Source organism: Rhodanobacter hydrolyticus, from assembly GCF_044904645.1.
This window is the reverse complement of record NZ_JADIKK010000008.1, coordinates 3,754,457-3,776,094: the sequence shown is the minus strand read 5'-3', so window position 1 is coordinate 3,776,094 and position 21,638 is coordinate 3,754,457. Positions and strand designations below refer to the sequence as shown.

The window sequence follows — 21,638 nt, the reverse complement described above, 5'->3', positions numbered from 1 at the left end:
CGCTCTTCAATCTGGCGTCCGCGTAAAATCAGGCATTGGGAGCAAGCGCATGTCCAGGAAAATACGCCCGCGTCCGGTGCAATCGCCGGAGGCGCGGCGTAAGCTTGCAGGGATGCCCATCACGCGCCTCGCCAATCTGATCGACGGTCGCCTAGCACCGCCGCGCAACGATCGCTGGCTCGATGTATTCGAGCCCGCCACCGGCGAAGTCTTCGCCCATTGCCCCGACGGTGATGCCACCGACGTCGAGGCCGCCGTCGAAGCCGCGCAGCGCGCCGCACCGGTTTGGGCCAACACGCCCGCCGAACAACGCGCACGCCTGCTGCAGCGCCTCGCCGACTTGGTCGAGGCGCGATTGGACGAGTTCGCTGCGCTGGAGTCGCGCGACAGCGGCAAGCCGGTGAAGCTTGCGCGCAGCGTGGACATCCCGCGCGCGGTGAGCAACCTGCGCTTTTTCGCCGCCGCCATCGAAACGTGGAACGGCGAATCGCACGCCATGGCGCTGGGTCAGCCGGACCAGGGCGCGATCAACTACACGCTGCGCCAGCCGCTGGGCGTGGTGGGCTGCATCAGCCCGTGGAACCTGCCGCTCTACCTGTTTACGTGGAAGATCGCGCCCGCATTGGCCGCAGGCAACACCGTGGTGGCCAAGCCTTCGGAAGTAACCCCCTGCACGGCCGCCCTGCTGGGCGCATTGAGCATCGAAGCCGGCTTGCCACCCGGTGTGCTGAACATCGTGCAGGGCCGCGGCCCCACGGTGGGCCAGGCCATCGCCGAGCACCCGCGTATCAAGGCGATTTCCTTCACCGGCAGCACCGCCACCGGTGCGCACATCGCCGCGGCGGCGGCCGCACAGTTCAAGAAGGTGTCGCTGGAGATGGGCGGGAAGAATCCGGCCATCGTGTTCGCCGACGCAGAGCTTTCGGACGCCAACCTCGACAGCATCGTGCGATCGGGTTTTGCCAACCAGGGCGAGATCTGCCTGTGCGGTTCGCGCCTGCTGGTGCAGCGCTCGATTTACCGGGACTTCCGCGAGCGCTATGTCGCGCACGTGCGCGCACTGCGCGTGGGCGATCCCGGCGACGACGCCAGCGACCTGGGTGCGCTGGTGTCCAAGCCGCATTTCGACAAGGTGATGGCCTGTATCAGCCAGGCCCGCGCCGAAGGTGGGCACGTGGCTTGCGGCGGCGAAGCGGTGGCCGTACCGGGCCGCTGCGAGCGCGGCTGGTTCGTGGCACCCACGGTGATCGAAGGACTGACGGCCGACGCCGCCACCAACCAACAGGAAATCTTCGGCCCCGTGGTGACGCTGATCCCGTTCGAGGACGAGACGGAAGCCCTGGCCATCGCCAACGGCACCGGTTACGGCCTCGCCGCCTCGCTATGGACGCGCGATCTCAATCGCGCGCACCGCCTCGCCAGCCAGCTCGAGTTCGGCATCGTGTGGATCAACTGCTGGATGCTGCGCGACCTGCGCACGCCATTCGGCGGCATGAAGCACTCGGGCCTCGGCCGGGAGGGCGGCGGCGAAGCGCTGCGCTTCTTCACCGAGGCGAAGAACGTCTGCATCCGCTATTGAAAACCCCGAGGAGTCTTTCTTGAAAAGCCCACTGCAATCCCTGCTCGACAGCAACCGCCGCTGGTCCGCCAACGTTACCGCGCAGGATCCGCGCTTCTTCGAACAGCTGGCGCAGCAGCAGTCACCGAAATACCTGTGGATCGGCTGCTCGGACTCGCGCGTGCCGGCCACCCAGATCGTCGACCTGCCTCCCGGCGAGATCTTCGTGCAACGCAACGTCGCCAATGTGGTGTCGCACACCGACCTCAACTGCCTGAGCACGATCCAGTTCGCGGTGGACGCGCTCAAGGTGGAGCACATCATCATCGTCGGCCACTACGGCTGCGGCGGCGTGCAGGCCGTGCTGGACGATCGCCGCCTCGGCCTGGTGGACAACTGGCTGCGCCATGTGGGCGATGTGGCGCGGAAGCACGACAGCCTGCTCGGTTCGCTCGAGCTGATGGATCTGCGCAACGCGCGCCTATGCGAGCTCAACGCCATCGAGGGCGTGGTCAACGTGTGCAACACGACGATGGTGATGGATGCCTGGGAGCGCGGCCAGAAACTCTCCGTGCACGCATGGTGTTACAGCCTCGCCAACGGCCACATCAACGACCTCGGCATGCATGTCGACGCGCGCGACGCGCTTTGGCCCGCTTACGAGGCGGCTCTGCAGCGGCTCAGCGGCGTCCCGGCTCCGCGCCATGGCTGAAACCATCCGCACCGAGGCGGCTCCGGCGCCGGTGGGTGCCTACCCGCATGCGCGGCGCGTGGGCAATCTCCTGTTCCTGTCCGGCGTGGGGCCGCGCCAACCGGGTACGAATGCGATCCCCGGCAACGTCTACGACATCGAGGGCAAGCTGGTTGGCTATGACATCGAGGCGCAGTGCCGGCAGGTGTTCGCCAATGTGCGCGCAGTGCTGGAAGCCGGCGGCGCACGCTGGGAGGATCTGGTCGACGTCACCGTGTTCCTGACCGACATGGCGCGCGATTTCGCCACCTACAACCGCCTCTATAGCGAGCATTTCGCCGGCGTGGACGCGTGCCGCACCACGTTGGGCATCACTGCGCTGCCCACGCCCATCGCCATCGAGCTGAAATGCGTGGCGGCGATCGATCCGCACGCTACTCCCTGATCGCGCGGGGCACACAAGCGGCCATCCTTTTTCGCGCCTTCCAACCGCAGTTTCTGCGACCATCCGTACGCACAAAAAAAGCCCGCCGATAGATCGGCGGGCTTTTCGTACGGCCGAAATTCCGGTGGGATCAACCGCCGGAAGCGGTCGACGCAGGAGCGGCATCGGTCTTGGTTGCAGCCTTCTTATGGGTCTTGCTGGTGGTGTGATGCTTGGTGGTGGACTTGTGATGCGCAGCGGCCTTGTGGGTGGAAGAGGCAGCGGCGGGAGCGTCGGTAGCCGGGGCAGTCTGCGGGGCTGCCGCCGGAGCCGCCTGCTGGGCAAACACGGAAGCGGACAGGGCCACACCAGCGACGAGCAGGGAAGCGATCGCGAACTTACGCATGATGGCGAACCTCGATAATTTTATTGTATCGCGAACCCGGCCGGACCCCGGCGCCACGGGTGGCGCGACGCAACCACCATACCAGCTTCACCGGCATACCGAGACTGAACAGGACACGGTTCCGCCAAATTGTGCGAGCGCGGATATTCACGCTTCAGCTTGATGCCTGCTAGAGGTTTTCAGACGCACCGCGCCGGAAACTGTTTGTATGCACGCCAACTGCGCATCGACCACGGAGTGGCGACGAAACGTGCGTTCCCGGCAGGTGATGTTGGGAGCACGGCCAAATGGATCAAACCTTACGCACTGTTCCTGAGGTGGCCGCCAAGCGAAAGCGCGCAAGTCCGACACGATGCCACGCACAACCATCCGACAGCCCCAAGGGCAGTGCGGGCATAGCAACACCGTGGTTGGATCCTGGGGCGATTCAAAGCCCGAACCGCGCCGGCGCATAGGGTTTTGGATCAATCGCCGGCGTGTTGCCGCACAGCTGGTCGGCGACCAGTTCGCCGGTGGCCGCCGACATGCTCACGCCGAGCATGCCGTGCGCGGTGGCCAGGTGCAGGTTCGCCCAGCGCGTGCTCGGACCGATGATCGGCACTTCGTCCACGCTCATCGGCCGCCAGCCCCACCACTCCTCCAGTTGCTGCGGCCCTTCCGGCTCATGCAGGCCCGTGGCGGCGCCGCGGCGCAAAGCATCGAGGCGGGCACGATTGAGGCCCTCGGCATAGCCGGAAAATTCCATCGTGCTGCCCAGCCGGTAGCCGTCGGCCCAGGTAGTGACGCATACCTGCGCCTCGCGCAACACCAGCGCATGCCGTGGCGCCCGCACAGGACGCGTATAGGTGATCGAGTAGCCCTTGCCCGGCTGCATCGGCAGGCGCAGACCCAGCGAACGGGCCAGCAGCGGCGACCACGCCCCCAACGCCAGCAACACGCGCTCCCCGGCAAACGTGCCGCGCGAAGTGCGTACCCGGGCGATGCTTTCGCCATTGGTGTCGAAGCCTTCGATGCGCGCGCCGGATTCGATCTTGCCGCCCAGTTCCCGCACGCATCGCGCCAGCTCGGCGACATAGCGGTCCGGCCGCAAACGTGCATCGCCGGGATGGAACAGGCCACCCGTCACACCGGGCTTCAGCGCCGGCTCCATCGCTCCCACCTCGTCGCCGTGCAAGCGCCGCACTTCGACCCCAAGGCGGTCGAGCACGGCGGCATGATGCTGTTCGTCCGCCGCCAGCGCCCGCGCAGTGCGGTACACGTACAGCTCTCCTTCCTCGGCGAATTCGCAATCCAGCCCCTCGTCGCGCACCAGTTCGCCCAGGAGTTGGCGCGAGCGCTGCAGGATCATCGAACGCGCCACGGTCGCGCGATGGAAATCGGTCCAGTTGCAGTGCCGTGCGAAACCCAGCAACCAGCGCAGACGCGGGCCGTCGAAACGCGGATTGAGGTACAGCGGTGCATCGGCGCGCAGCATCGAACGCAAGGCAATGCCCAGTGTTCCCGGCATCGCCAGCGGTGCGGCATGGCTGGGCGTGATCGTGCCGCAATTGCCATGCGAAGCGCCGCAACCCGGCGTGCCCTGTTCCAGCACCTGTACGGCCACGCCCTTGCGCAACAAGTGCAAGGCGCTGGCGAGGCCGATCACCCCGCCGCCGAGTATCAGTACATCCCCACGAGTCGCATTCATCCGCCGATTGTAACCATCTGCTGCGACGCGTCATGCACGCGCTTCGCAGTGCATGCACCATGCGAGTCGCCTACTCATTCAAGGCGTCGCCATGCTGGCCCATTCCGCCGTTCGTGCAGGCCTTGTCGCCGCGCTGCTGGTTTGTTCCAGCGCCGCCGCACAATCGTTCGATCCGTCCGCGCTCAAACTGCTGCAGGCGATGGGGCGCGAACCCACCACGCTGGCCCGCTACCAGTACCTCATCCACGAGGAGCCTTCGCTGCGATCCAGCGACCAGGTGCTCGCATTGCAGTTCATGTCCTTCTCACAGGACGAACTCGGGCTCTACGATCAGGCCGTCTTCAGTTTTCCGCTGAAGGACGACCTGCCTGAAGATCTCAAGCTGCCAACGTCAGCCGATTGGAAGTCGGCCGATGCCGTCGACACCATCGTCGCGCTTGCAGCACAGCGACACCTCGTGATGGTCAACGAGGCGCACCACGACGCGCATACCCGCCAGCTCACTCTCGAATTGCTACCACGGTTGCGCGCCCTGGGCTTCACCTATTTCGCCGCCGAAGCGCTGGGCACGGACGATCCCGACTTGGCCAAGCGAGGCTACCCCACTCGCAAGAGCGGCACGGAATACCTGCGCGATCCGCTGTACGGCGACATCGTGCGCGAGGCGATCCGGCTGGGCTTCACCCTCGTTCCCTACGACAACGGGCTCAACGGGCAGGCGCGCGAGAACGCGCAAGCCCAGACCTTGTACCAAACGGTGTTTGCGAAGGATCCCAAGGCGCGCTTGTTCGTGCATGCCGGCTACGCGCACATCGACAAGGCTACAGGGCGTCTCGGCGACCTGCAGCCCATGGCATTGCGGCTCCAGGCGCTGACCGGCCAGGTGCCGCTGTCCATCGACCAGACCGACTTCCTTGAAACCGGACTGGATACGTCGGACGCCTACCATCAGCTCGAACACACGTTTCCATCGGAAAAGCCCGAGGTCCTGCTCAACCGTCAGACCGGCCAGCCATGGAGCGCGCGACCGACGGCTTATGACGTCAACGTGATCCTGCCTCCCAGCCTCACCCTCGACGCCTTCGGCAAGTACAAGTACGGGTATCGGATCAATGGCGAAGGCGCCCCGTTGCCACAAGTGATGGATCACAATGAAATGCAGCGGGCGAACTGGCTTTCGCTGGACGGCAAGCGACGCCCACACTCCATCGGTGCAGAACTGTGCCGGGGCACAATCCCTTGCCTCGTCAGTGCGCACTACTTCGGCGAACCGAACGACGCCATCGCCGCCGACCGGTACGCCATCATGGGTTTCAACGAATCCACCGAGCTTTACCTGCGTCCTGGCCGCTACCGGTTGCGCGCCAGCGGCAGCGACGGCCATACCCTGTCGGAAAGCAGCATCGACATAGCGCCGCAATAGGCTCTTGCGCCAAACGAATTACGAGCGTAGTCTAAATGAGAACTACACTCGTAATTTTTCTGCGGCGCGCTCATGAGCAATCTCACCCCAACGATCAGCGAAGCCGAAAGCCACGTAATGGAGGTGCTGTGGCGCCGTGCACCACAGAGCTCGGAAGACATCGTCGCCGCGGTACAACAGGCCAGCGACTGGCACGAAAAGACCATACGCACCCTGCTCGGCCGCCTGGTGGCCAAGGGTGCAGTGAATGCAGAGAAAGACGGCCGTCGCTACCTGTACTCACCGGCACTGGCCCGCAAACAGTGGCAGTCACAGGAAAGCCACAGCCTGCTCGACCGCGTGTTCGGAGGCCGGCTCAGCCCGCTGCTGGCGCATTTCAGCGAACACGAAAAGCTGGGCGCGAAGGACATCGCGGAACTGCGCAAGCTGCTCGATGCCATCGAGAAGAAGGGGCACTGAAATGGGCCCCATGCTGCTGCGCAACCTGCTGTTCGTGACCGCGGCGCTGGTGCTGGTCCTGCTGGGCCGCCGCCCTGCTCGGCGCGCCTTCGGCGCCAGCCCCGCCTTTAGCCTCTGGTTGTTGCCGGTGCTGGCGATGCTGCTGCCATGCCTGCCCGAACTACCCGCGCACTGGGTGGCACTCCCGGCCTTCCGCGTGCTGCCCGATGCCACCGCGTCGGGCGCCATCGACCCGCAAGTCGTCGCATCTTCGTCTTGGCCGCACTGGTTGTGGCTGGCCGGTACGGTCGCAATGATGCTGCGGCTGATCGCGCATCAACTCCGATTGCGCCGCCAATGCCACCCGTTGCCGGCGGCGACGGCCGAGCTCTTGCAGAGTGAGCTGGATAGCATTGACCCGCGCCGACTGCGCCTGCATCCGGCCGGCCCCGCCCTGCTATGGGCACCGCGCAGCCTGCTGCTGTTGCCGGCGGACCTCCTCGAACGCTTCGACGCCGACGAACGCCGTATCGTGCTGCGTCACGAGCTCGCCCACCTGCGTCGTGGTGACGCGCTGTGGAACCTCGTCGCCGAGCTGGTGTTCGCATTGTTGTGGTTCCACCCGCTGGCGTGGCTGGCGCGTTCGCGCTTCCGGCTCGACCAGGAGCTGGCCTGCGACGAACGTGTGCTGCGCGATGCGCCGAACGACGAAGCTGGCTACGCCCGCACCTTGCTGCACAGCGTCGGCCTGTCGCCCATGCCGGCGCTGACCTCCTGGCTGACCCAATCGCAACTGAAGGAGCGACTCACCATGATCCAGCGTCATCGTCCCGGCGCCCTGCGCCGTCGTGCGGGTTTTGTCACGCTTGCCGCGTTGCTGGCGGGCTGCGTGTTCATGGCCCAAGCAGCCACGGACAGCCGTGGAAACCAGAATGCCGAAGCGGATCTCACTTACAACGCGAACATTACGCCTCACTATCCAGAGTCGGCGATCAAAAACAAAGAGCAGGGCACGGTGGTCCTGGTGATCCTGGTCGACAAAAACGGCAGCCCACGCAAGATCACCATCGATCCCGTAAGCGATGCTTCATCCGCACTTGGCAGGGCAGCCATGGAGGCCGCAGAACGATGGCACTTCAGCCCGCAGATGGAAGACGGCAAACCAGTCGATGGCTATGCGCGCGTCCCCGTCACGTTCAACCTCGAATCGCTTCCTGAAAAGACCGCCCAACGAAGCTGATAAATCAGCTTCAAAACACCCCAGAGCTTTTTGATTTGAATATGGTTTATCACCCTGATAACCTCGGCGCAGCCCACGCCGAGGTTGTCCGGTGAACCCGCCGTCCGTCGCCCGATCCGCAGCTTCACCCACGCGCATCGCCCGCTTCGCGTTGCTGGCCGTCGTTCTCGCCCTGCTCACCGCCTGCGCCAGTGCACCGCGACGCAACGCATCCGCCTTGGCCACAGAGTCCGCCCTCGCCAACGAACCCGCGCGTGCGCCCGACGGCCAGGCCGCCGCCGTCAACGATGTGCTGTTCCGTGCGATGGCCCTGGTCGGCACGCCCTACCACTGGGGCGGCAACACGCCCGCCGGTGGCTTCGACTGCAGCGGCCTGGTCGGCTACATCTACCGCAACGCCACCGGCATGCAGTTGCCGCGTACCTCCGGCGAAATGGCCGATATGGGCGAAAAGATCAGAGGCATGACCGCCCTGGTCAGCGGCGACCTGGTGTTTTTCGGCAACCATGGCCGCATCAGCCACGTGGGCGTATACGTGGGCAAGGGCCGTTTCGTACATGCCCCCAACAGCGGCGGCACCGTACGACTGGACGACATCGACGGGCCATATTGGCGCGACCATTTCGAGTATGGGAGGCGGGTGCTGGATTGAAGTGCTGCTGGCTGCTCGCCGGCAGACTGGGCCGAAAGCAGTCTTCCGCGGGCGCGGCCTCCTCACCCAAGCCCTGTCCCCGGAGGGGAGAGGGTCAAACGAAAAAACGGCGCCCCGGGCGCCGTTTTACTTTGACCCTTGATCCGTCGGTCAGTGCGGAGCACTGCCCGGCGGATGCGCGTGGCCGTGCTGCATTTCCTCCTCGGTGGCGTCGCGCACTTCCTGGATGCTCACGTCGAAGTCCAGCGTCTTGCCGGCCATCGGGTGGTTTAGGTCGACGTCGATGGTGCTCATGCCGACCTTCAGCACGGTCACGGCACGGTGGCCGCCTTCCTTCAGGGCCAGCACGGCGGTCATGCCGGGCTTGAGGTGCTTGGCGTGCTGGAAATACTTCTTCGGCACGCGCTGGACCTGGCCACCCTGGCGCTCGCCGTAACCGTCAGCCGGTGCGATCGTCGCCTTGACCTCGTCGCCGGCAGCGTGCTCTTCCAGCGCCTTTTCCAGGCCAGCGATCAGCTGACCGTGACCGAGCAGGATCCACAACGGCTCGCCGTTGTCGTGCGAGCTTTCCACCTTTTCACCGTCCACATGCAGCGTGTAGTGCAGCGCGACGACTTTGTCCTTGCCAGCCTTCATTGCCCGTCTCTCGAATGATGCAAAGCGCGAAGTTTATCAGGAGTGCTTTGCCAGAGCCTGTTCACGATCTCCCGTGGCCCGCGTTGCCTTGCTGTGGCCGCCAGGTGGTAGTGCGTGGCGCAGCGCCTCCCTGGCTGACAGATCATGCCGCGCGCTGCCGCATGATGGCCACGGCAACGCAACCCAAAGGGCCGGGTTTGTTTGCCCGCATGCAGGCGTCATCGCTCGGTCGCGGACGGACGTCCACCACTCTTTACTTCCTTGGGCAGGCGCGCAAACAGCTCGCGGCACGGGCCACGGGAGATCGTGAACAGGCCCTCAAGACCGATGCTCGCCGAAGCCCACGCCACGCGCCTCCGGCCCCAACCACACCAGCAGGGCCAGCACCACGGCCACTACCGCGATCCACAGCGACATCGCCCAGGCGAAATCGCCGCCGTGCTGGTGGGCCAACCATGTCTGCACGGTGGCGGTGCCGGCCGCGAGCAGGTTGCCGAGCTGATAGGCGAAGCCTGGCAAGGTGCCGCGGACCGCGTCCGGCGAGAGTTCGTTGAGGTGCGTGGGCACCACGCCCCAGGCGCCCTGCACCATCACCTGGATCAGGAAGGCGCCGAGGCCCAACAGCCAAAGCGAACCGCCATACATCCACAACGGAATCACCGGAATCGCCAGCAGCGCGGCGATGATCATGGCCTTGCGACGTCCCACCCGCTCCGACCACGCGCCGAAGCACAGGCCGCCCACCAGGGCACCGAGGTTGAGCAGCGCCACCAGTACGAAGGCCGTGCCTGAGCCGGTGGGCAGGTGCAGGTTCACTTCCTCGAAGGTGTGGTACATGTCCTGCGAGCCGTGGCTGAAGGCGTTGAACGCGCACATCAGCACGATCATGTAGGCGAACAGTTTCCAGTGGCCGCGCATCGCCTGCCACACGTCCGCGCGGGCATGCTCGTGCCGCCCGGCCTGCCACACCGGCGACTCCGGCACCTTGCGCCGGATGTACAGCACCAGCACCGCCGGCAGCGCGCCCACCACGAACAGTCCGCGCCAGCCGATGGCGTCGACCAGCAGCCAGTTCGCCAGTGCAGCGAGGAAGAAGCCGCAGGGGTAGCCGCTCTGCAACAGGCCGGAAACCAGGCCGCGCGACTTCGGCGGTATCGACTCCATCGCCAGCGAGGCACCGATGCCCCATTCGCCGCCCATCGCCACACCGAACAGGAAGCGCAGCGCCAGCAGCATGGTCAGCGACGTCGAGAAGGCGGTGGCCAGCTCGAACACCGAGAACAGGATCACGTCCACCATCAGCACCGGCCGCCGGCCGTAGCGATCCGCCAGCCGGCCGAAGATCAGGGCGCCCAGCGGGCGCGCGGCCAGCGTGAGGAACAGGCCGTAGGTCACCGCCTTGTTGTCGGTGTGGAATTCCTGCGCCACACCCACGATCACCAGCGTGAGCAGGAAGTAATCGAATGCATCCAGCGTCCAGCCGAGAAAGCTGGCCAGCACGGTGTGGCGCTGCTCATGGTTCAGTTCGCGCAGGGACGACAGCAGCGACATGGAAGGCACTCCGTGAGGCGGTGGCGCAGGCTAGCATGCAGCAAAAATACGGCCGCCACGCTTATCGGCTACACTATGCGCCACGGCTCCCCAGCCGTTGGCGGCCTCGCCGCCCCCATTCCCTCTCAAATATCGCAACGCGGTCCTGCTTGAACGCTCCGGGTTGCACAGGAGTCGTTCCATGTCTTTCGAATCGCTGGGCCTCGCGCCCGCGTTGTTGCGTGCGCTTGCCGAACAGGGCTACGCCGAACCCACCCCGGTGCAGGCCGGCGCCATCCCCTTGGTGCTGCAAGGCCACGATCTGCTCGCTGCCGCGCAGACCGGCACCGGCAAGACCGCGGCGTTCGCGCTGCCGCTGTTGCACAAGCTGATCGACGCGCCGGCCACCATGACGCGCCGCCCGCGCGCACTGGTGCTCACGCCTACCCGCGAGCTGGCCGCGCAGATCCTCGACAACGCGCAGGCCTATGGCAAGCACTTGCGTATCAGCGCCGCCACCATCTTCGGCGGCGTCGGCATGGGCCCGCAGATCAACGCGCTGCGCCGCGGCGTGGACATCGTGATCGCCACGCCGGGACGCCTCATCGACCACATGCAGCAGCGCACGATCGACCTTTCCGGCATCGAGACGCTGGTGCTGGACGAAGCCGACCGCATGCTCGACATGGGCTTCCTGCCGGCGCTGAAGCGCATCCTCGGCGCGTTGCCCAGGCAGCGGCAGACCCTGCTGTTCTCCGCCACCTTCGCACCCGAGATCAAGGCGCTGGCGATGCAGTTCATGCGCGAGCCGCGCGAGGTCACGGTGACGCCGCCGAACACCGTGGCCGCCCTGGTCAGCCATCACGTGCATCCGGTCGATGCCTCGCGCAAGCGCGACCTGCTGCTGCACGTGCTGAGCCAGGACAGCCGTCGGCAGACGCTGGTGTTCAGCCGCACCAAGCATGGCGCCGACAAGCTGGTGACCTTCCTCAACGCCTCTGGCCTGCGCACCGCCGCGATCCACGGCAACAAGAGCCAGAACGCGCGCACCAAGGCGCTCGCCGACTTCAAGAGCAGCCGCATCACCGTGCTGGTGGCCACCGACATCGCCGCGCGCGGCATCGACATCGACCAGTTGCCGATGGTGATCAACTTCGACCTGCCGATGGTGGCCGAGGACTACGTGCACCGCATCGGCCGCACCGGTCGCGCCGGCAGCGAGGGCATGGCGGTGTCGCTGGTGAGCCACGACGAATCCGGCCTGTTGCGCGACATCCGCAAGCTGCTCAAGGACGAGATCGCCATCGACCACGTGGCCGGCTTCGAGCCCTCCTCGCCGCTGCGCCTGGACGCTGGCGCGCCGCGTCCCAATCAGGGCCAGCGCCAGCCGCGCGCACCGCAGCGCTCGCAGGGCTCCCAGCAGCAGCGTTCGCAAGGCTCGTCGCAGGCGCACCGCCCGCATGGGCATGCACAGAAGAGCAGCGGCGAGCACGCTGCGGGCAACCGCAAGCGCCATCGTCGGCCACGTCCCGCCGCCAAGGCCTGACCGGCGCATTTGCAGCAGCGCTCCCTGTCCTCCCTAGTGACGACAGGCGAGCGCAGCCTCGCCAATCCGGCGAAACCAAGACCGTCCCGCTTCGATTGCGGGACGCGTCGTCACGCCACAGCGGTTTCGGGCCGCACCTTGGCGAACGGACGGAACGTCGTCGCGATCAGGAATGCACCAAGCCCGATCGCGGACGAACCGATGTACAGCCCTCCATAGCTGCCGAACGTGTCGACGATCAGGCCGCCGGCGACCGGCCCCGTAGCCATGCCCAGGCTGCCGGCCATCGCACAGCCGCCGATCACGGTACCTATCATGCGCAGCGGGAAGTTTTCGCGCGCCAGCACTGAGTACAGCGGCATCACGCCCGCGTAGATGAAGCCAAACAGCGTCGCGACCGCATAGAACCCGTCGAGCGTGTTCACGAAGTAGTAGCCGAGCGCACCGAGCGCCTGCGTGAGCAGTCCCGCCACCAGCATGCGTTTCGCTCCGATGCGGTCGCTCAGGAAGCCGAACACGATCCGCCCTCCCATGCCCGCGAGTCCTTCGACGCTGTAGATCGACACGGCGGCGATCAGCGGTATCCCGCAGGTCACCGCGTAGCTCACCGTATGGAAGATCGGGCCGGAGTGCGTCGCGCAGCAGCAGAAGTTGGTCAGCAGCAGGACGACAAACTGCGGCGAGCGCAGCGCATCCTTGACCGACATCGGCGCTGGTCCGTTGGCCGGCACTTCCGGTGCTCCTTCAAGCGCGGGCGCTCGGCGCACGAGTAGCGACATGGGAATCATGACAACGGCCGCCAACGCGGCAAGGATCAGCATCGACGTGCGCCAGTCGTGCCTGGACACCAGCCACGCAGCCAGCGGCGACATCGTCATCGGCGCCATGCCCATGCCGGCCGACACGAGCGACACCGCGAGGCTGCGGTGCGTGTCGAACCAGCCGGTGACGCAGGCCATCATCGGTGCGAATACCGCGGCCGTCGCACCGCCGACGGCAACGCCGAAGATCAGCTGAAACGCGAGCAGCGAGGGCGCACGGCTGGCCAGCGCGACGCTCGTCGGCAACAGGACGGCGCCGGTCATGACGACTGCACGCGTGCCGATGCGGTCCGACAGGCTTCCCCACGCCATGCTCCCGAACGCCATCGCGATGAAGGCCAGTGTCATCGCGGCGGAGATGCCGGTCATCGACCAGCCCGTGTCGCGTGCGATGGATCGCAGGAGCACCGGCAGCGAAAACATCGCGCCGATCGCCACGCAACCCATCAGGCCGCCCGCGGCGACGATCACCCAGCGGTATCGGGAGTCATGCATCTGGCGTCTCCTCTCTCGTATCGGCCACCCTCGGAAACCAGGCAACGGTGGCATGTCAGGCCGCCACTCCAATGTGGCCGCTCACCCGGTCGACATGGGTACGACGGATGACGCACCGGAAAATCGACATGCGCGACGCACATGCCTTTGCGCAGGAGCGCACCCCGTGCGCGACTGCCCTGCGCTTCGATACAAGGCAGAGGCAATCGCGCACAGGGTGCGCTCCTACTCCACTCTGGGCCGGACCAGGGCGGTAAGCACGTGGTCTTCCCACGCGCCGGCGATCTGCAAGTAGCGTTTCGCATAGCCCTCGCGCTCGAAGCCCAACCGCGCCAGCAGGCGTGCGCTGCGTTCGTTGCGCGGCAAATAGTTGGCCATCACGCGATGCAGGTCCAGTTCGCCGAAGGCCCAGGCCAGGCTGGCCTGCAGGGCCTCATGCATGAGGCCCTGCCCTTGCACCCGCGCCGCCGTGCCATAGCCGAGATGGCAGGCCTGGAACGCGCCGCGCACGACGTTGGCAAAGGTAAGTGTGGCGAGGACTTCCCGCTCGTCGCGGTCGAATACCAGCAACGGATAGCCGCGATCCAGCCGCGCATGCTCCCGCCATTCGGCGACGGCCTGCACGCATTGGCCCAGCGTGTAAAAGGCTTCCTCGCGCAGCGGCTCCCACGGCGCGAGATGCGCGCGATTCGCCACGCGATAACGCAGCAATTCCGGCGCATCGGCCTCCTCGGCGAGGCGGATGCGCGTACGCTCCGTCAGCAATCGTGGCGAGAAGCCCATCTCAACGCTCCTGGTCGGTCGGTCGCATCAGTACTTCGTTGATGTTGACGTGCGCAGGACGGCCGACGCAGAACGCGATTACTTCCGCGATGTCCTGGCTTTGCAACTGGCGCATGCTGTCGGCCCAGGCATTGAGCGCGTCCTTGGTGGCGGCGTGACCGATGTGCTCGCGCAATTCGGTGGCCACTGCGCCCGGCTCGATCACGCTGACGCGGATGTTGTCCTTGTATACCTCGCGGCGCAGCGATTCGGAGAACGCCACCACGCCGAACTTGGTGGCCGAGTAGCCGCCGGCGTTCGGGTTGGCGATGCGGCCGGCGGTGGAGGAGATATTGACGATATGGCCGTCGCGCCGCGCGCGCATGCCGGCCAGCGCCGCCTGCGTGGAAGCGATCAGGCCGAGCACGTTGAGCTCCAGCATGTGACGCCAGCGACCGAGGTCGGCTTCGGCGATCGGTTCCAGGTACATCACGCCAGCGTTGTTGACGAGGATGTCCAGACGGCCGAAGCGCTGCTCGGTCTCGTGCACGATGCGCTGCGCATCGACTTCGTCGGCGAGGTCGGCTACCAGCACCAGCGGCTCGGCGCCAAGTGCCGTCAATTCCTTTGCCAGTGCATCGAGCCGGTCGCGACGACGCGCCGCAATCGCCACCCTTGCGCCCTGCCGGGCCAGCTCCAGTGCCGTGGCCTCGCCGATGCCGGAGGAGGCGCCGGTTACCAGTGCAATGCGGTCTTTCAAACGGTTCTGCATGGTTCTCTCCCGATGGGATGACGTGGGGACTGGTACAATCACCCATTCTCCCGCATGCCGCCGCGCATGCCACCCCGAGGTTCCCCATGTCCGCCCCGTCCTCCGATTCCGCCCCGGCTGCCGCCGGCTTCGGCGCGCTCGCGCTTTCGCCCGAGGTGCAGAAAGCGCTGGCCGACGTGGGCTACGAGTCGCCCTCGCCGATCCAGGCCGCCACCATCCCGCCGTTGCTGGAGGGCCGCGACGTGCTGGGCCAGGCGCAGACCGGCACCGGCAAGACCGCCGCGTTCGCGCTGCCGATCCTGTCGCGCATCGACCTCAAGCCCGGCAAGCCGCAGGCGCTGGTGCTGGCACCCACGCGCGAGCTGGCGATCCAGGTGGCCGAGGCGTTCCAGCGCTACGCCGCGCACCTGCCCGGCCTGCAGGTGCTGCCGATCTATGGTGGGCAAAGCTACGGCCCGCAGCTGCATGCGCTGCGCCGGGGCGTGCACGTTATCGTGGGCACGCCTGGCCGCGTGATCGATCATCTGGACAAGGGCACGCTCGACCTCTCCGAGCTGAAGTACCTGGTGCTCGACGAAGCCGACGAGATGCTGCGCATGGGCTTCGTCGATGACGTGGAGAAAGTGCTGGAGGCAACGCCGCCGACCCGCCAGGTGGCGCTGTTCTCCGCCACCATGCCGGTGCCGATCCGCAAGATCGCGCAGCGGCACCTGAAGGAGCCGGTGGAGATCGCCATCAAGGCGGCCACCACCACCGCGGCGAACATCCGCCAGCGCTACTGGTTTGTCAGCGGCGTGCACAAGCTGGACGCGATGACGCGCATTCTCGAGGCCGAGCCGTTCGACGCGATGATCATCTTCGCGCGCACCAAGCAGGCCACCGAGGAACTGGCCGAGAAGCTGCAGGCGCGAGGCCTTGCCGCCGCCGCGATCAACGGCGACATCGCCCAGCCGCAGCGCGAGCGGGTGATCCAGCAGCTGAAGGACGGCAAGCTCGACATCCTGGTCGCCACCGACGTGGCCGCGCGCGGCCTGGACGTGGAGCGCATCAGCCACGTGCTGAACTACGACATTCCCTACGACACCGAAAGCTACGTGCACCGCATCGGCCGCACCGGACGCGCGGGGCGCAGCGGCGATGCGATCCTGTTTGTCACGCCGCGCGAAAAGGGCATGCTGCATGCCATCGAGCGCGCCACCCGGCAGAAGATCGAGGAGATGAAGCTGCCCACGGTGGAAGCTGTGAACGACCAGCGCATCGCCAAGTTCAAGCAGCGCATCAGCGACACCCTGGCGGCTGGCGAGCTGGAATTGTTCCAGCAGGTGATCGAACAGTACGAGCAGGAACACGACATACCGGCGATCGAGATCGCCGCCGCGCTGGCGCGCATCGCCCAGGGCGACCGCCCGCTGCTGCTGGCGCCCCCGCCGAAGCGCGAACCCGCCGCGCCACGTGAACATGGCGATCACCATGGCCGGCCTGAACGCGCGCCGCGCGAGCACCAGGCGCGCGATCGTCACGAACGCGAACAGCCGCGTGCCTTCGCCGGCCATGCGCCGCGCCCGCACCACACCGAGGCGGGCAAGATCACCTACCGCATCGAAGTGGGTCACGAGCACGGCGTGAAGCCTGGCAACATCATCGGCGCCATCGCCAACGAGGCGGGCCTGGACAGCCAATACATCGGCCGCCTCAGCATCCGCGGCGACCACAGCCTGGTCGACCTGCCCGAAGGCATGCCGAAGGAAGTCTTCGAGCATTTGAAGAAGGTCTGGGTGGCGCGCCAGCAGTTGCAGATCCATGCGTGGGACGGCAAGGACGACGGCGCCGGCGAACAGGGCGCGCATCCCGCGCGCAGCCCAGGCGGCTTCCGCAAGCCTGGCGGCTTCAAGCCCGGTGGCCCCAAATCCGACGCACGCAAGCCACGCACGCACGGCGGCAAACCGCCGCGCAAATAAGACTCTGCTCCCTCCTCCGCTGATGACGGGAGGAGAACACCAGTGTTCGCGGGCGGCAACGCAGCGTTCCGGTCGTGCCTGCTGCAAATGCGGCCGCAGCCCTTACTCTGGGGTGATCCCCCACGAGGCGACCCGCCATGCCTGCCCTGCCCAGCCTGTACGTCTCCCATGGCTCGCCGATGACCGCGCTGCAGCCCGGCGCCACCGGCGAGCGGCTGGCAGAGCTGGCGCGTGCCCTGCCGCGCCCCAAGGCCATCGTGATCGCCAGCGCGCATTGGCTGGCGCATTCGCCGCTGGTCGGCGGCGCCCTGCAGCCGGAAACGATCCACGATTTCCACGGCTTTCCGCCCGAGCTGTACCAGCTGCGCTACCCGGCGCCGGGCGCGCCCGCGCTCGCCGCACAGGTGGTCGAGCTGCTTGACCAGGCCGGCCTTGCACCCAGCCTCGATCCACAGCGCGGACTGGATCACGGCGCGTGGGTGCCACTGCGCCTGCTCTATCCAGCCGCCGACATCCCGGTGGTGCCGGTTTCCGTCCAGCCCGGACAAGCAGGTCCCGCGCACCAATACGCGCTGGGCCGCGCGCTGGCGCCGCTGCGCGAGCAAGGCGTGCTGCTGATCGGCTCAGGCAGCATCACCCACAACCTGCATGACCTGCGCAGCGGCTATAGCGCGGAGCGCGAGGCGCCGTACGTGCGTCCGTTCATCGGCTGGATCGAACAGAAACTCGCGGCGGGCGATGTCGATGCCCTGCTCGACTACCGTCGCCAGGCGCCGTTCGCCCAGCATGCACATCCGACCGACGAGCATCTTCTGCCGCTGTTCTTCGCACTCGGCGCAGCGGGCGAGGGTACCCATGCGCAACGCATCGATGCGGGCATCGACCTGGGCTTTCTGGCGATGGATATCTATCGCTTCGATTGACCACTACGGCGTGCATGCCAAGGTGCGCGACACGCAAGCAGGAAGCCGCTGCGCTGGCAGGAACCAAGCCGGACGGCGTTCCCGGTTGCATGATCGTGGCGGATGGCTTCCTGCTTTACGGCCGCAAGTTCACGATGCCCACATTGGTCGACGAGATCGACCTTGCGCCTTGCCGCAAACCACGCACGCGAGTTTCGAGCCTGCTTCGCGGCCTGTATGGCAGAGGAGTTCAAGGGTCAGGTGTTCGACGGCAAGCACGATTGCGCCAAGCCTATGGTGATGAAGATTGTCGCCGGCCTGCCTGCGTTGTGCCGCGGAATCGATAGCAATCACGCCTACGCGATGGATGTGCCTGCCACAGCAGGCACGGATAGCGACAGCCCGTACCCGGACCCCGGTTGCGTGGCATTTGTCGCACGCGTCGCCATTGACGGCCATGCAGACGACTGGACGCTCTACGCGCCGAACAGCTCCATCGCATCCTCGCACTGAGCGTCGCATACCCGGCCGTCATTTCACGACGATGGTTCCGGTCATGAACGGATGCACCGTGCAGTAGTACACGTAGGTGCCTGGCTTGCCAAAAGTAGCCACGTAGCTGTCGTTGCTGTCCAGCGCCTTCGACGGCGCGAATTGTCCGTTTGCGCTCACTACAGTGTGCGGCTCCTCGTCGCGGTTGATCCACACCACCTTGGCGCCCACCGGCACGGTGAGCGTCTTCGGCGTGAACATGAAATTGCGAATTTCGATCTGATTCGACTTCTCCGCAGGCACGCGACTGCTCGCGGCAGCGTGCGGCGGCGTCCAGGCCGCCAAGGTCGACAGCAAACATGCCGCGCAGGCAAGACGGTTCATGCCATCACCTCCTCGGTGACGGCCAACGCATCCTTGCCCTGCACGTGGCGCACGCTGCGGATCCCCAGGTAACTGTGCAGCCGATCCGGCACCACGGTCTTCAGCGGCCCTGGCGCCGGCCCCACGCCGGGTGCCGGCTGCGGATAGGCCGTCGAGCGCGCCGTGTAGAACGTGATGTTGCCTTCCACCTTCTGCTGGATCTGGTGGATGTGGCCGTTGAGCACGCTGACCGAACCGAAGCGGCGCAGATAGCCCATCGCCTCCGCGCTGTCGTCGGTGCCCCAGCCCCACGCCGGATACAGCGACCACATCGGCATGTGCGCAAACACCAGCACCGGCGTTTCGGCGGAAAGCGGCGCCAGGTCCTTCTTCAGCCACGCGAGCTGCTCGTTACCCAGGAAACCCAGGCCGCCGGCCTTGAGGGCAAGCACGTTGATCAGCCCCACGAAGTGCACGCCACGATGATCGAAGCTGTACCAGCCACCGGGCTGCTGCCGCTCGCCAAAGCGCCGGAAGAATTCGGCGCCGTTGTCGCCGATCACGTCGTGCTCGCCCGGCACGTAGAACGCCTTGCCCTTGCCGGCGCGCGATTCCTGCATCAGCCCGGCCAGCGTGTCGAACTGATCCGGCCGCGAGAGGTGGGTCAAATCGCCGGTATGCAACAGGAAATCCGGACGCACCGGCAATGCGTCGACCTGGGCGAGCGCGCCGCGCAGCGTCGAGGCCGGGTCCGGGTTCGGCGCGAAATGGAAGCCGATGTGCGAATCGCTGATCTGGGCGAAGCTGAAGGTGGCGTCTTTCGCCTCGGTGCCCGCGTCGGCGCCCAGGACGCGCGCGTGCAGCACGCCGCCCTTCATCATCAGCAGGGTGCCGGCTCCGGCCCAGGCCATGCACTTGAGGAATCCGCGGCGGTCCGGGTTCTCGTTGTCGCGCTGGTTTGTCATGTACGTTCACTCCATGGCGGGTGCGGAAGGCGCCCTTCGCCATGCAATACCGTGCCTCCAGGCGCCCTATTCCGGTTTTTTCGGGCCGGGAATAAAGTCGCCGCCAACGCGGTAATTCCTTTATGCCCATCGAAGCGCCAGCCGCACCTCCCCCCCTGCAGCCCGCCATCGGCGCACGCTTCGAAGCCGTGGTGCTGCCGTGGCTGGATGCCGCGTGGAACCTCGCGCGCTGGCTGACTCGCGACGACGCCGACGCGCAGGACGTGGTACAGGAGGCGATGCTGCGCGCGCTGCGCTATTTCGACAGCTTCCGCGGTGGCGATGCGCGCGTGTGGCTGCTGGCCATCGTACGCAACACCTACTTCACGCTCTGCACGAAGGCGCTGCCCGGGCATCTGCTGGAACCCATCGACGAGGACGTGCATCCACTGGTCGACGAACAGGCCTCGCCCGAGGCACTGACCCTGCTCGCGGTCGATATCGGCTCGCTGCGACAGGCGCTGGAGCGGTTGCCGGCGCCGTGGCGCGAAGTCATCGTCCTGCGCGAGCTGGAAGAATGTTCCTACAAGGAAATCGCCAGCATCACCGGCCAGAAAATCGGCACCGTGATGTCCCGGCTCGCCCGCGCCCGCGAGCGATTGAAACTCGAATTGTCCGGTCGATCCGGGGAGGCGCGCCGTCATGATCTGCGCTGATGCCCGACAGCTGCTGCACGCCTACCTGGATGACGAACTCGACGTCGCCCAGAGCGCGGCGATGGCCACCCATCTGCAGGGTTGCGCCACCTGCGCCGCCGGCTTTCGCGAACACGAGCGGCTGCGTCACGCGTTGGCCCAACCGGACCTGTACCGGCACGCTCCGGCGGCACTGCGCGAACGCTGGACACCACGGCGCGAACCCGCTGACGCCGTCGCGCCCGCGGCACCCTATCGATCGCGGCGTGGACCGGTCGTCTGGGCACTGGCGGCAGGCTTTGCCGGCGCGCTGCTGCTGGCTACGCCCTTGTTCTATGCCCTGCAGCAGCACGGCGCGGCCGGCGATATGCTGACCGACGAGGCAGTCTCCAGCCACCTGCGCGCGTTGCAGCCGCAGCATCTGATGGACGTTGTATCGACCGACCAGCACACGGTGAAACCGTGGTTCGATGGCAAGCTGGATTTCTCGCCGCGCGTGGTGGACCTGGCCGGCGCGGGCTTTCCGCTGGTGGGCGGCCGCCTCGATGCCCTGGGCGGGCGCAGCGTGGCCGCGCTGGTGTATCGCCGACACCTGCACCTGATCAGCGTGTACGAGTGGCCGGCCGCCGCGCCTGCGGCCAGCGCCACCTTGAGCGAATCACAGCAGCATGGCTACACCGTACTGCGCTGGACCGAGGGCGGCATGCAGTACGTTGTGGTCTCCGACGTCGATCCAGCCGCCCTGCACGAATTCACGCAGAAGTTGCGCCAGGCATCGGACGGCAGCGACTTGCGCTAGACGTTTTCTGGCGGTGCGGGAAGAGCCGCATCCGAAAAATCGATCCAGTCCTCCGGCGTCAGCGGCGTCAGGCCGTGGGCGATGCGGCCTTTGTCGCACTGCGGACTGTGCCGACCGAACTCCCACGACGGCTCCACTTCACGGCACACCGAAGGCTTGATCGGGTGGATGCCGCAGTGCGCGGCCACACCGATCTCGCCCACCAGCGCCACGCAACGCGGCGTCTTCGACTGCGTGCCACGCATCACGACGCGATGCGGATCGAGTTTCTCGGTCAGCTCGACGGGGACGGTCCCGCCCAGCGACGGGTCGGCCTCGGCCCAGTGGAAGGCGATGCGGAAATAGGCGCAGCAGGCGCCGCAGCTCAGGCAGGGATGGTTCATGCGGATGCAACGGAACGCGCC

At 66.4% G+C, this 21,638-nt stretch carries 23 protein-coding genes; 13 read left to right on the top strand and 10 right to left on the bottom strand.

Features of this window, described 5'->3' with window-relative positions:
- Positions 1 to 112 precede the first annotated feature (112 nt).
- The 3 genes from ISP25_RS19470 to ISP25_RS19460 are packed head-to-tail and all read left to right on the top strand — an operon-like array spanning position 113 to position 2,694.
- A complete protein-coding gene (locus tag ISP25_RS19470) occupies positions 113 to 1,579 on the top strand; it encodes an aldehyde dehydrogenase (RefSeq protein ID WP_404616065.1) in 1,467 nt (488 codons plus the stop codon).
- Between the two features lie 19 nt (positions 1,580 to 1,598).
- Positions 1,599 to 2,270, top strand: coding sequence for a carbonate dehydratase (gene can, locus ISP25_RS19465; protein ID WP_404616064.1), 672 nt, complete (start codon positions 1,599 to 1,601; stop codon positions 2,268 to 2,270).
- The gene (locus ISP25_RS19460; RefSeq protein WP_404616063.1) at positions 2,263 to 2,694 is read left to right on the top strand and encodes a RidA family protein; all 432 of its coding nucleotides are present in this window, start codon (positions 2,263 to 2,265) and stop codon (positions 2,692 to 2,694) included. The genes can and ISP25_RS19460 overlap by 8 nt, the downstream gene beginning before the upstream one ends.
- A 130-nt stretch (positions 2,695 to 2,824) precedes the next feature.
- On the opposite strand, the gene ISP25_RS19455 is transcribed toward ISP25_RS19460, so the two are convergent.
- Both ISP25_RS19455 and ISP25_RS19450 read right to left on the bottom strand, forming a co-directional pair.
- The gene (locus ISP25_RS19455; protein WP_192156412.1) at positions 2,825 to 3,079 is read right to left on the bottom strand and encodes a hypothetical protein; all 255 of its coding nucleotides are present in this window, start codon (positions 3,077 to 3,079) and stop codon (positions 2,825 to 2,827) included.
- Positions 3,080 to 3,506: 427 nt separating this feature from the next.
- Positions 3,507 to 4,766, bottom strand: a complete 1,260-nt coding sequence (locus ISP25_RS19450) for an NAD(P)/FAD-dependent oxidoreductase (RefSeq protein WP_404616062.1) — start codon at positions 4,764 to 4,766, stop codon at positions 3,507 to 3,509.
- Positions 4,767 to 4,857: 91 nt separating this feature from the next.
- Here ISP25_RS19450 and ISP25_RS19445 point away from each other — a divergent pair, with 91 nt between their 5' ends.
- The 4 genes from ISP25_RS19445 to ISP25_RS19430 all read left to right on the top strand — a co-directional run bounded on the left by ISP25_RS19445 (position 4,858) and on the right by ISP25_RS19430 (position 8,519).
- On the top strand, positions 4,858 to 6,189 hold the full coding sequence (locus tag ISP25_RS19445) for a hypothetical protein (RefSeq protein ID WP_404616061.1): 1,332 nt from the start codon (positions 4,858 to 4,860) through the stop codon (positions 6,187 to 6,189).
- A gap of 72 nt (positions 6,190 to 6,261) precedes the next feature.
- Positions 6,262 to 6,648: a BlaI/MecI/CopY family transcriptional regulator gene (locus tag ISP25_RS19440; RefSeq protein ID WP_192156419.1), complete on the top strand. Its 387-nt coding sequence runs from the start codon at positions 6,262 to 6,264 to the stop codon at positions 6,646 to 6,648.
- Between the two features lie 10 nt (positions 6,649 to 6,658).
- The gene (locus tag ISP25_RS19435) at positions 6,659 to 7,867 is read left to right on the top strand and encodes a M56 family metallopeptidase (protein ID WP_404616060.1); all 1,209 of its coding nucleotides are present in this window, start codon (positions 6,659 to 6,661) and stop codon (positions 7,865 to 7,867) included.
- A 91-nt stretch (positions 7,868 to 7,958) separates the two neighbouring features.
- Positions 7,959 to 8,519 (top strand): C40 family peptidase, encoded by a 561-nt coding sequence (locus ISP25_RS19430; RefSeq protein WP_404616059.1) that lies wholly within the window; start codon positions 7,959 to 7,961, stop codon positions 8,517 to 8,519.
- Between the two features lie 150 nt (positions 8,520 to 8,669).
- On the opposite strand, the gene ISP25_RS19425 is transcribed toward ISP25_RS19430, so the two are convergent.
- Entirely contained in the window at positions 8,670 to 9,155 is a 486-nt protein-coding gene (locus tag ISP25_RS19425; RefSeq protein ID WP_404616058.1) for an FKBP-type peptidyl-prolyl cis-trans isomerase, read from the bottom strand.
- Between the two features lie 318 nt (positions 9,156 to 9,473).
- On the bottom strand, positions 9,474 to 10,706 hold the full coding sequence (locus ISP25_RS19420) for an MFS transporter (protein ID WP_404616057.1): 1,233 nt from the start codon (positions 10,704 to 10,706) through the stop codon (positions 9,474 to 9,476).
- A 181-nt stretch (positions 10,707 to 10,887) separates the two neighbouring features.
- Between ISP25_RS19420 and ISP25_RS19415 the strand changes: the two genes are divergently transcribed.
- The gene (locus ISP25_RS19415) at positions 10,888 to 12,231 is read left to right on the top strand and encodes a DEAD/DEAH box helicase (protein WP_404616056.1); all 1,344 of its coding nucleotides are present in this window, start codon (positions 10,888 to 10,890) and stop codon (positions 12,229 to 12,231) included.
- A gap of 110 nt (positions 12,232 to 12,341) precedes the next feature.
- Here ISP25_RS19415 and ISP25_RS19410 read toward each other — a convergent pair whose 3' ends face one another.
- The 3 genes from ISP25_RS19410 to ISP25_RS19400 form a co-directional block, all read right to left on the bottom strand.
- Positions 12,342 to 13,490 (bottom strand): MFS transporter, encoded by a 1,149-nt coding sequence (locus ISP25_RS19410; RefSeq protein WP_404616055.1) that lies wholly within the window; start codon positions 13,488 to 13,490, stop codon positions 12,342 to 12,344.
- 282 nt (positions 13,491 to 13,772) lie between these two features.
- A complete protein-coding gene (gene rimJ / locus ISP25_RS19405) occupies positions 13,773 to 14,330 on the bottom strand; it encodes a ribosomal protein S5-alanine N-acetyltransferase (RefSeq protein WP_404616054.1) in 558 nt (185 codons plus the stop codon).
- Position 14,331: 1 nt separating this feature from the next.
- Positions 14,332 to 15,081 carry an SDR family NAD(P)-dependent oxidoreductase gene (locus tag ISP25_RS19400; protein ID WP_192156431.1) on the bottom strand — a complete coding sequence of 250 codons (750 nt, stop codon included), beginning with the start codon at positions 15,079 to 15,081 and terminating at the stop codon, positions 14,332 to 14,334.
- 86 nt (positions 15,082 to 15,167) lie between these two features.
- On the opposite strand from ISP25_RS19400, the gene ISP25_RS19395 reads away from it, so the two are divergent.
- The 3 genes from ISP25_RS19395 (at position 15,168) to ISP25_RS19385 (ending at position 18,454) form a co-directional block, all read left to right on the top strand.
- The gene (locus ISP25_RS19395; RefSeq protein WP_192156433.1) at positions 15,168 to 17,039 is read left to right on the top strand and encodes a DEAD/DEAH box helicase; all 1,872 of its coding nucleotides are present in this window, start codon (positions 15,168 to 15,170) and stop codon (positions 17,037 to 17,039) included.
- A gap of 137 nt (positions 17,040 to 17,176) precedes the next feature.
- A complete protein-coding gene (locus ISP25_RS19390) occupies positions 17,177 to 17,962 on the top strand; it encodes a dioxygenase family protein (RefSeq protein WP_404616053.1) in 786 nt (261 codons plus the stop codon).
- 216 nt (positions 17,963 to 18,178) lie between these two features.
- Positions 18,179 to 18,454, top strand: coding sequence for a hypothetical protein (locus ISP25_RS19385; protein WP_404616052.1), 276 nt, complete (start codon positions 18,179 to 18,181; stop codon positions 18,452 to 18,454).
- Positions 18,455 to 18,472: 18 nt separating this feature from the next.
- Here the strand turns inward: ISP25_RS19385 and ISP25_RS19380 are convergent, their stop codons facing one another.
- Both ISP25_RS19380 and ISP25_RS19375 read right to left on the bottom strand, forming a co-directional pair.
- Positions 18,473 to 18,817 (bottom strand): cupredoxin domain-containing protein, encoded by a 345-nt coding sequence (locus ISP25_RS19380; RefSeq protein WP_192156439.1) that lies wholly within the window; start codon positions 18,815 to 18,817, stop codon positions 18,473 to 18,475.
- Positions 18,814 to 19,761, bottom strand: a complete 948-nt coding sequence (locus ISP25_RS19375; RefSeq protein ID WP_404616051.1) for a metallophosphoesterase family protein — start codon at positions 19,759 to 19,761, stop codon at positions 18,814 to 18,816. Before ISP25_RS19375 ends, ISP25_RS19380 begins: the two co-directional genes overlap by 4 nt.
- Before the next feature lie 122 nt (positions 19,762 to 19,883).
- Here ISP25_RS19375 and ISP25_RS19370 point away from each other — a divergent pair, with 122 nt between their 5' ends.
- Together ISP25_RS19370 and ISP25_RS19365 are read left to right on the top strand one after the other, a co-directional pair.
- Positions 19,884 to 20,456, top strand: coding sequence for a sigma-70 family RNA polymerase sigma factor (locus ISP25_RS19370; RefSeq protein WP_192156443.1), 573 nt, complete (start codon positions 19,884 to 19,886; stop codon positions 20,454 to 20,456).
- Positions 20,443 to 21,234: an anti-sigma factor family protein gene (locus ISP25_RS19365; protein ID WP_404616050.1), complete on the top strand. Its 792-nt coding sequence runs from the start codon at positions 20,443 to 20,445 to the stop codon at positions 21,232 to 21,234. Before ISP25_RS19370 ends, ISP25_RS19365 begins: the two co-directional genes overlap by 14 nt.
- On the opposite strand, the gene ISP25_RS19360 is transcribed toward ISP25_RS19365, so the two are convergent.
- A complete protein-coding gene (locus ISP25_RS19360; protein ID WP_404616049.1) occupies positions 21,231 to 21,617 on the bottom strand; it encodes a YkgJ family cysteine cluster protein in 387 nt (128 codons plus the stop codon). The two genes, ISP25_RS19365 and ISP25_RS19360, sit on opposite strands and share 4 nt — an antisense overlap.
- Positions 21,618 to 21,638 lie beyond the last annotated feature (21 nt).

Excerpts from the sequence above, each read along its gene's own strand:
- ISP25_RS19415 (WP_404616056.1), top strand. The coding sequence starts at position 10,888 with ATGTCTTTCGAATCGCTGGGCCTCGCGCCCGCGTTGTTGCGTGCGCTT.
- ISP25_RS19370 (WP_192156443.1), top strand. The coding sequence starts at position 19,884 with ATGCCCATCGAAGCGCCAGCCGCACCTCCCCCCCTGCAGCCCGCCATC.
- ISP25_RS19365 (WP_404616050.1), top strand. The coding sequence starts at position 20,443 with ATGATCTGCGCTGATGCCCGACAGCTGCTGCACGCCTACCTGGATGAC.
- ISP25_RS19470 (WP_404616065.1), top strand. The coding sequence starts at position 113 with ATGCCCATCACGCGCCTCGCCAATCTGATCGACGGTCGCCTAGCACCG.
- ISP25_RS19460 (WP_404616063.1), top strand. The coding sequence starts at position 2,263 with ATGGCTGAAACCATCCGCACCGAGGCGGCTCCGGCGCCGGTGGGTGCC.
- rimJ (WP_404616054.1), bottom strand. The coding sequence starts at position 14,330 with ATGGGCTTCTCGCCACGATTGCTGACGGAGCGTACGCGCATCCGCCTC.
- ISP25_RS19400 (WP_192156431.1), bottom strand. The coding sequence starts at position 15,081 with ATGCAGAACCGTTTGAAAGACCGCATTGCACTGGTAACCGGCGCCTCC.
- ISP25_RS19445 (WP_404616061.1), top strand. The coding sequence starts at position 4,858 with ATGCTGGCCCATTCCGCCGTTCGTGCAGGCCTTGTCGCCGCGCTGCTG.
- ISP25_RS19440 (WP_192156419.1), top strand. The coding sequence starts at position 6,262 with ATGAGCAATCTCACCCCAACGATCAGCGAAGCCGAAAGCCACGTAATG.
- ISP25_RS19450 (WP_404616062.1), bottom strand. The coding sequence starts at position 4,766 with ATGAATGCGACTCGTGGGGATGTACTGATACTCGGCGGCGGGGTGATC.
- ISP25_RS19360 (WP_404616049.1), bottom strand. The coding sequence starts at position 21,617 with ATGAACCATCCCTGCCTGAGCTGCGGCGCCTGCTGCGCCTATTTCCGC.
- ISP25_RS19455 (WP_192156412.1), bottom strand. The coding sequence starts at position 3,079 with ATGCGTAAGTTCGCGATCGCTTCCCTGCTCGTCGCTGGTGTGGCCCTG.
- ISP25_RS19435 (WP_404616060.1), top strand. The coding sequence starts at position 6,659 with ATGCTGCTGCGCAACCTGCTGTTCGTGACCGCGGCGCTGGTGCTGGTC.
- ISP25_RS19390 (WP_404616053.1), top strand. The coding sequence starts at position 17,177 with ATGCCTGCCCTGCCCAGCCTGTACGTCTCCCATGGCTCGCCGATGACC.
- ISP25_RS19375 (WP_404616051.1), bottom strand. The coding sequence starts at position 19,761 with ATGACAAACCAGCGCGACAACGAGAACCCGGACCGCCGCGGATTCCTC.
- ISP25_RS19420 (WP_404616057.1), bottom strand. The coding sequence starts at position 10,706 with ATGTCGCTGCTGTCGTCCCTGCGCGAACTGAACCATGAGCAGCGCCAC.
- ISP25_RS19425 (WP_404616058.1), bottom strand. The coding sequence starts at position 9,155 with ATGAAGGCTGGCAAGGACAAAGTCGTCGCGCTGCACTACACGCTGCAT.
- ISP25_RS19385 (WP_404616052.1), top strand. The coding sequence starts at position 18,179 with ATGGCAGAGGAGTTCAAGGGTCAGGTGTTCGACGGCAAGCACGATTGC.
- ISP25_RS19380 (WP_192156439.1), bottom strand. The coding sequence starts at position 18,817 with ATGAACCGTCTTGCCTGCGCGGCATGTTTGCTGTCGACCTTGGCGGCC.
- ISP25_RS19395 (WP_192156433.1), top strand. The coding sequence starts at position 15,168 with ATGTCCGCCCCGTCCTCCGATTCCGCCCCGGCTGCCGCCGGCTTCGGC.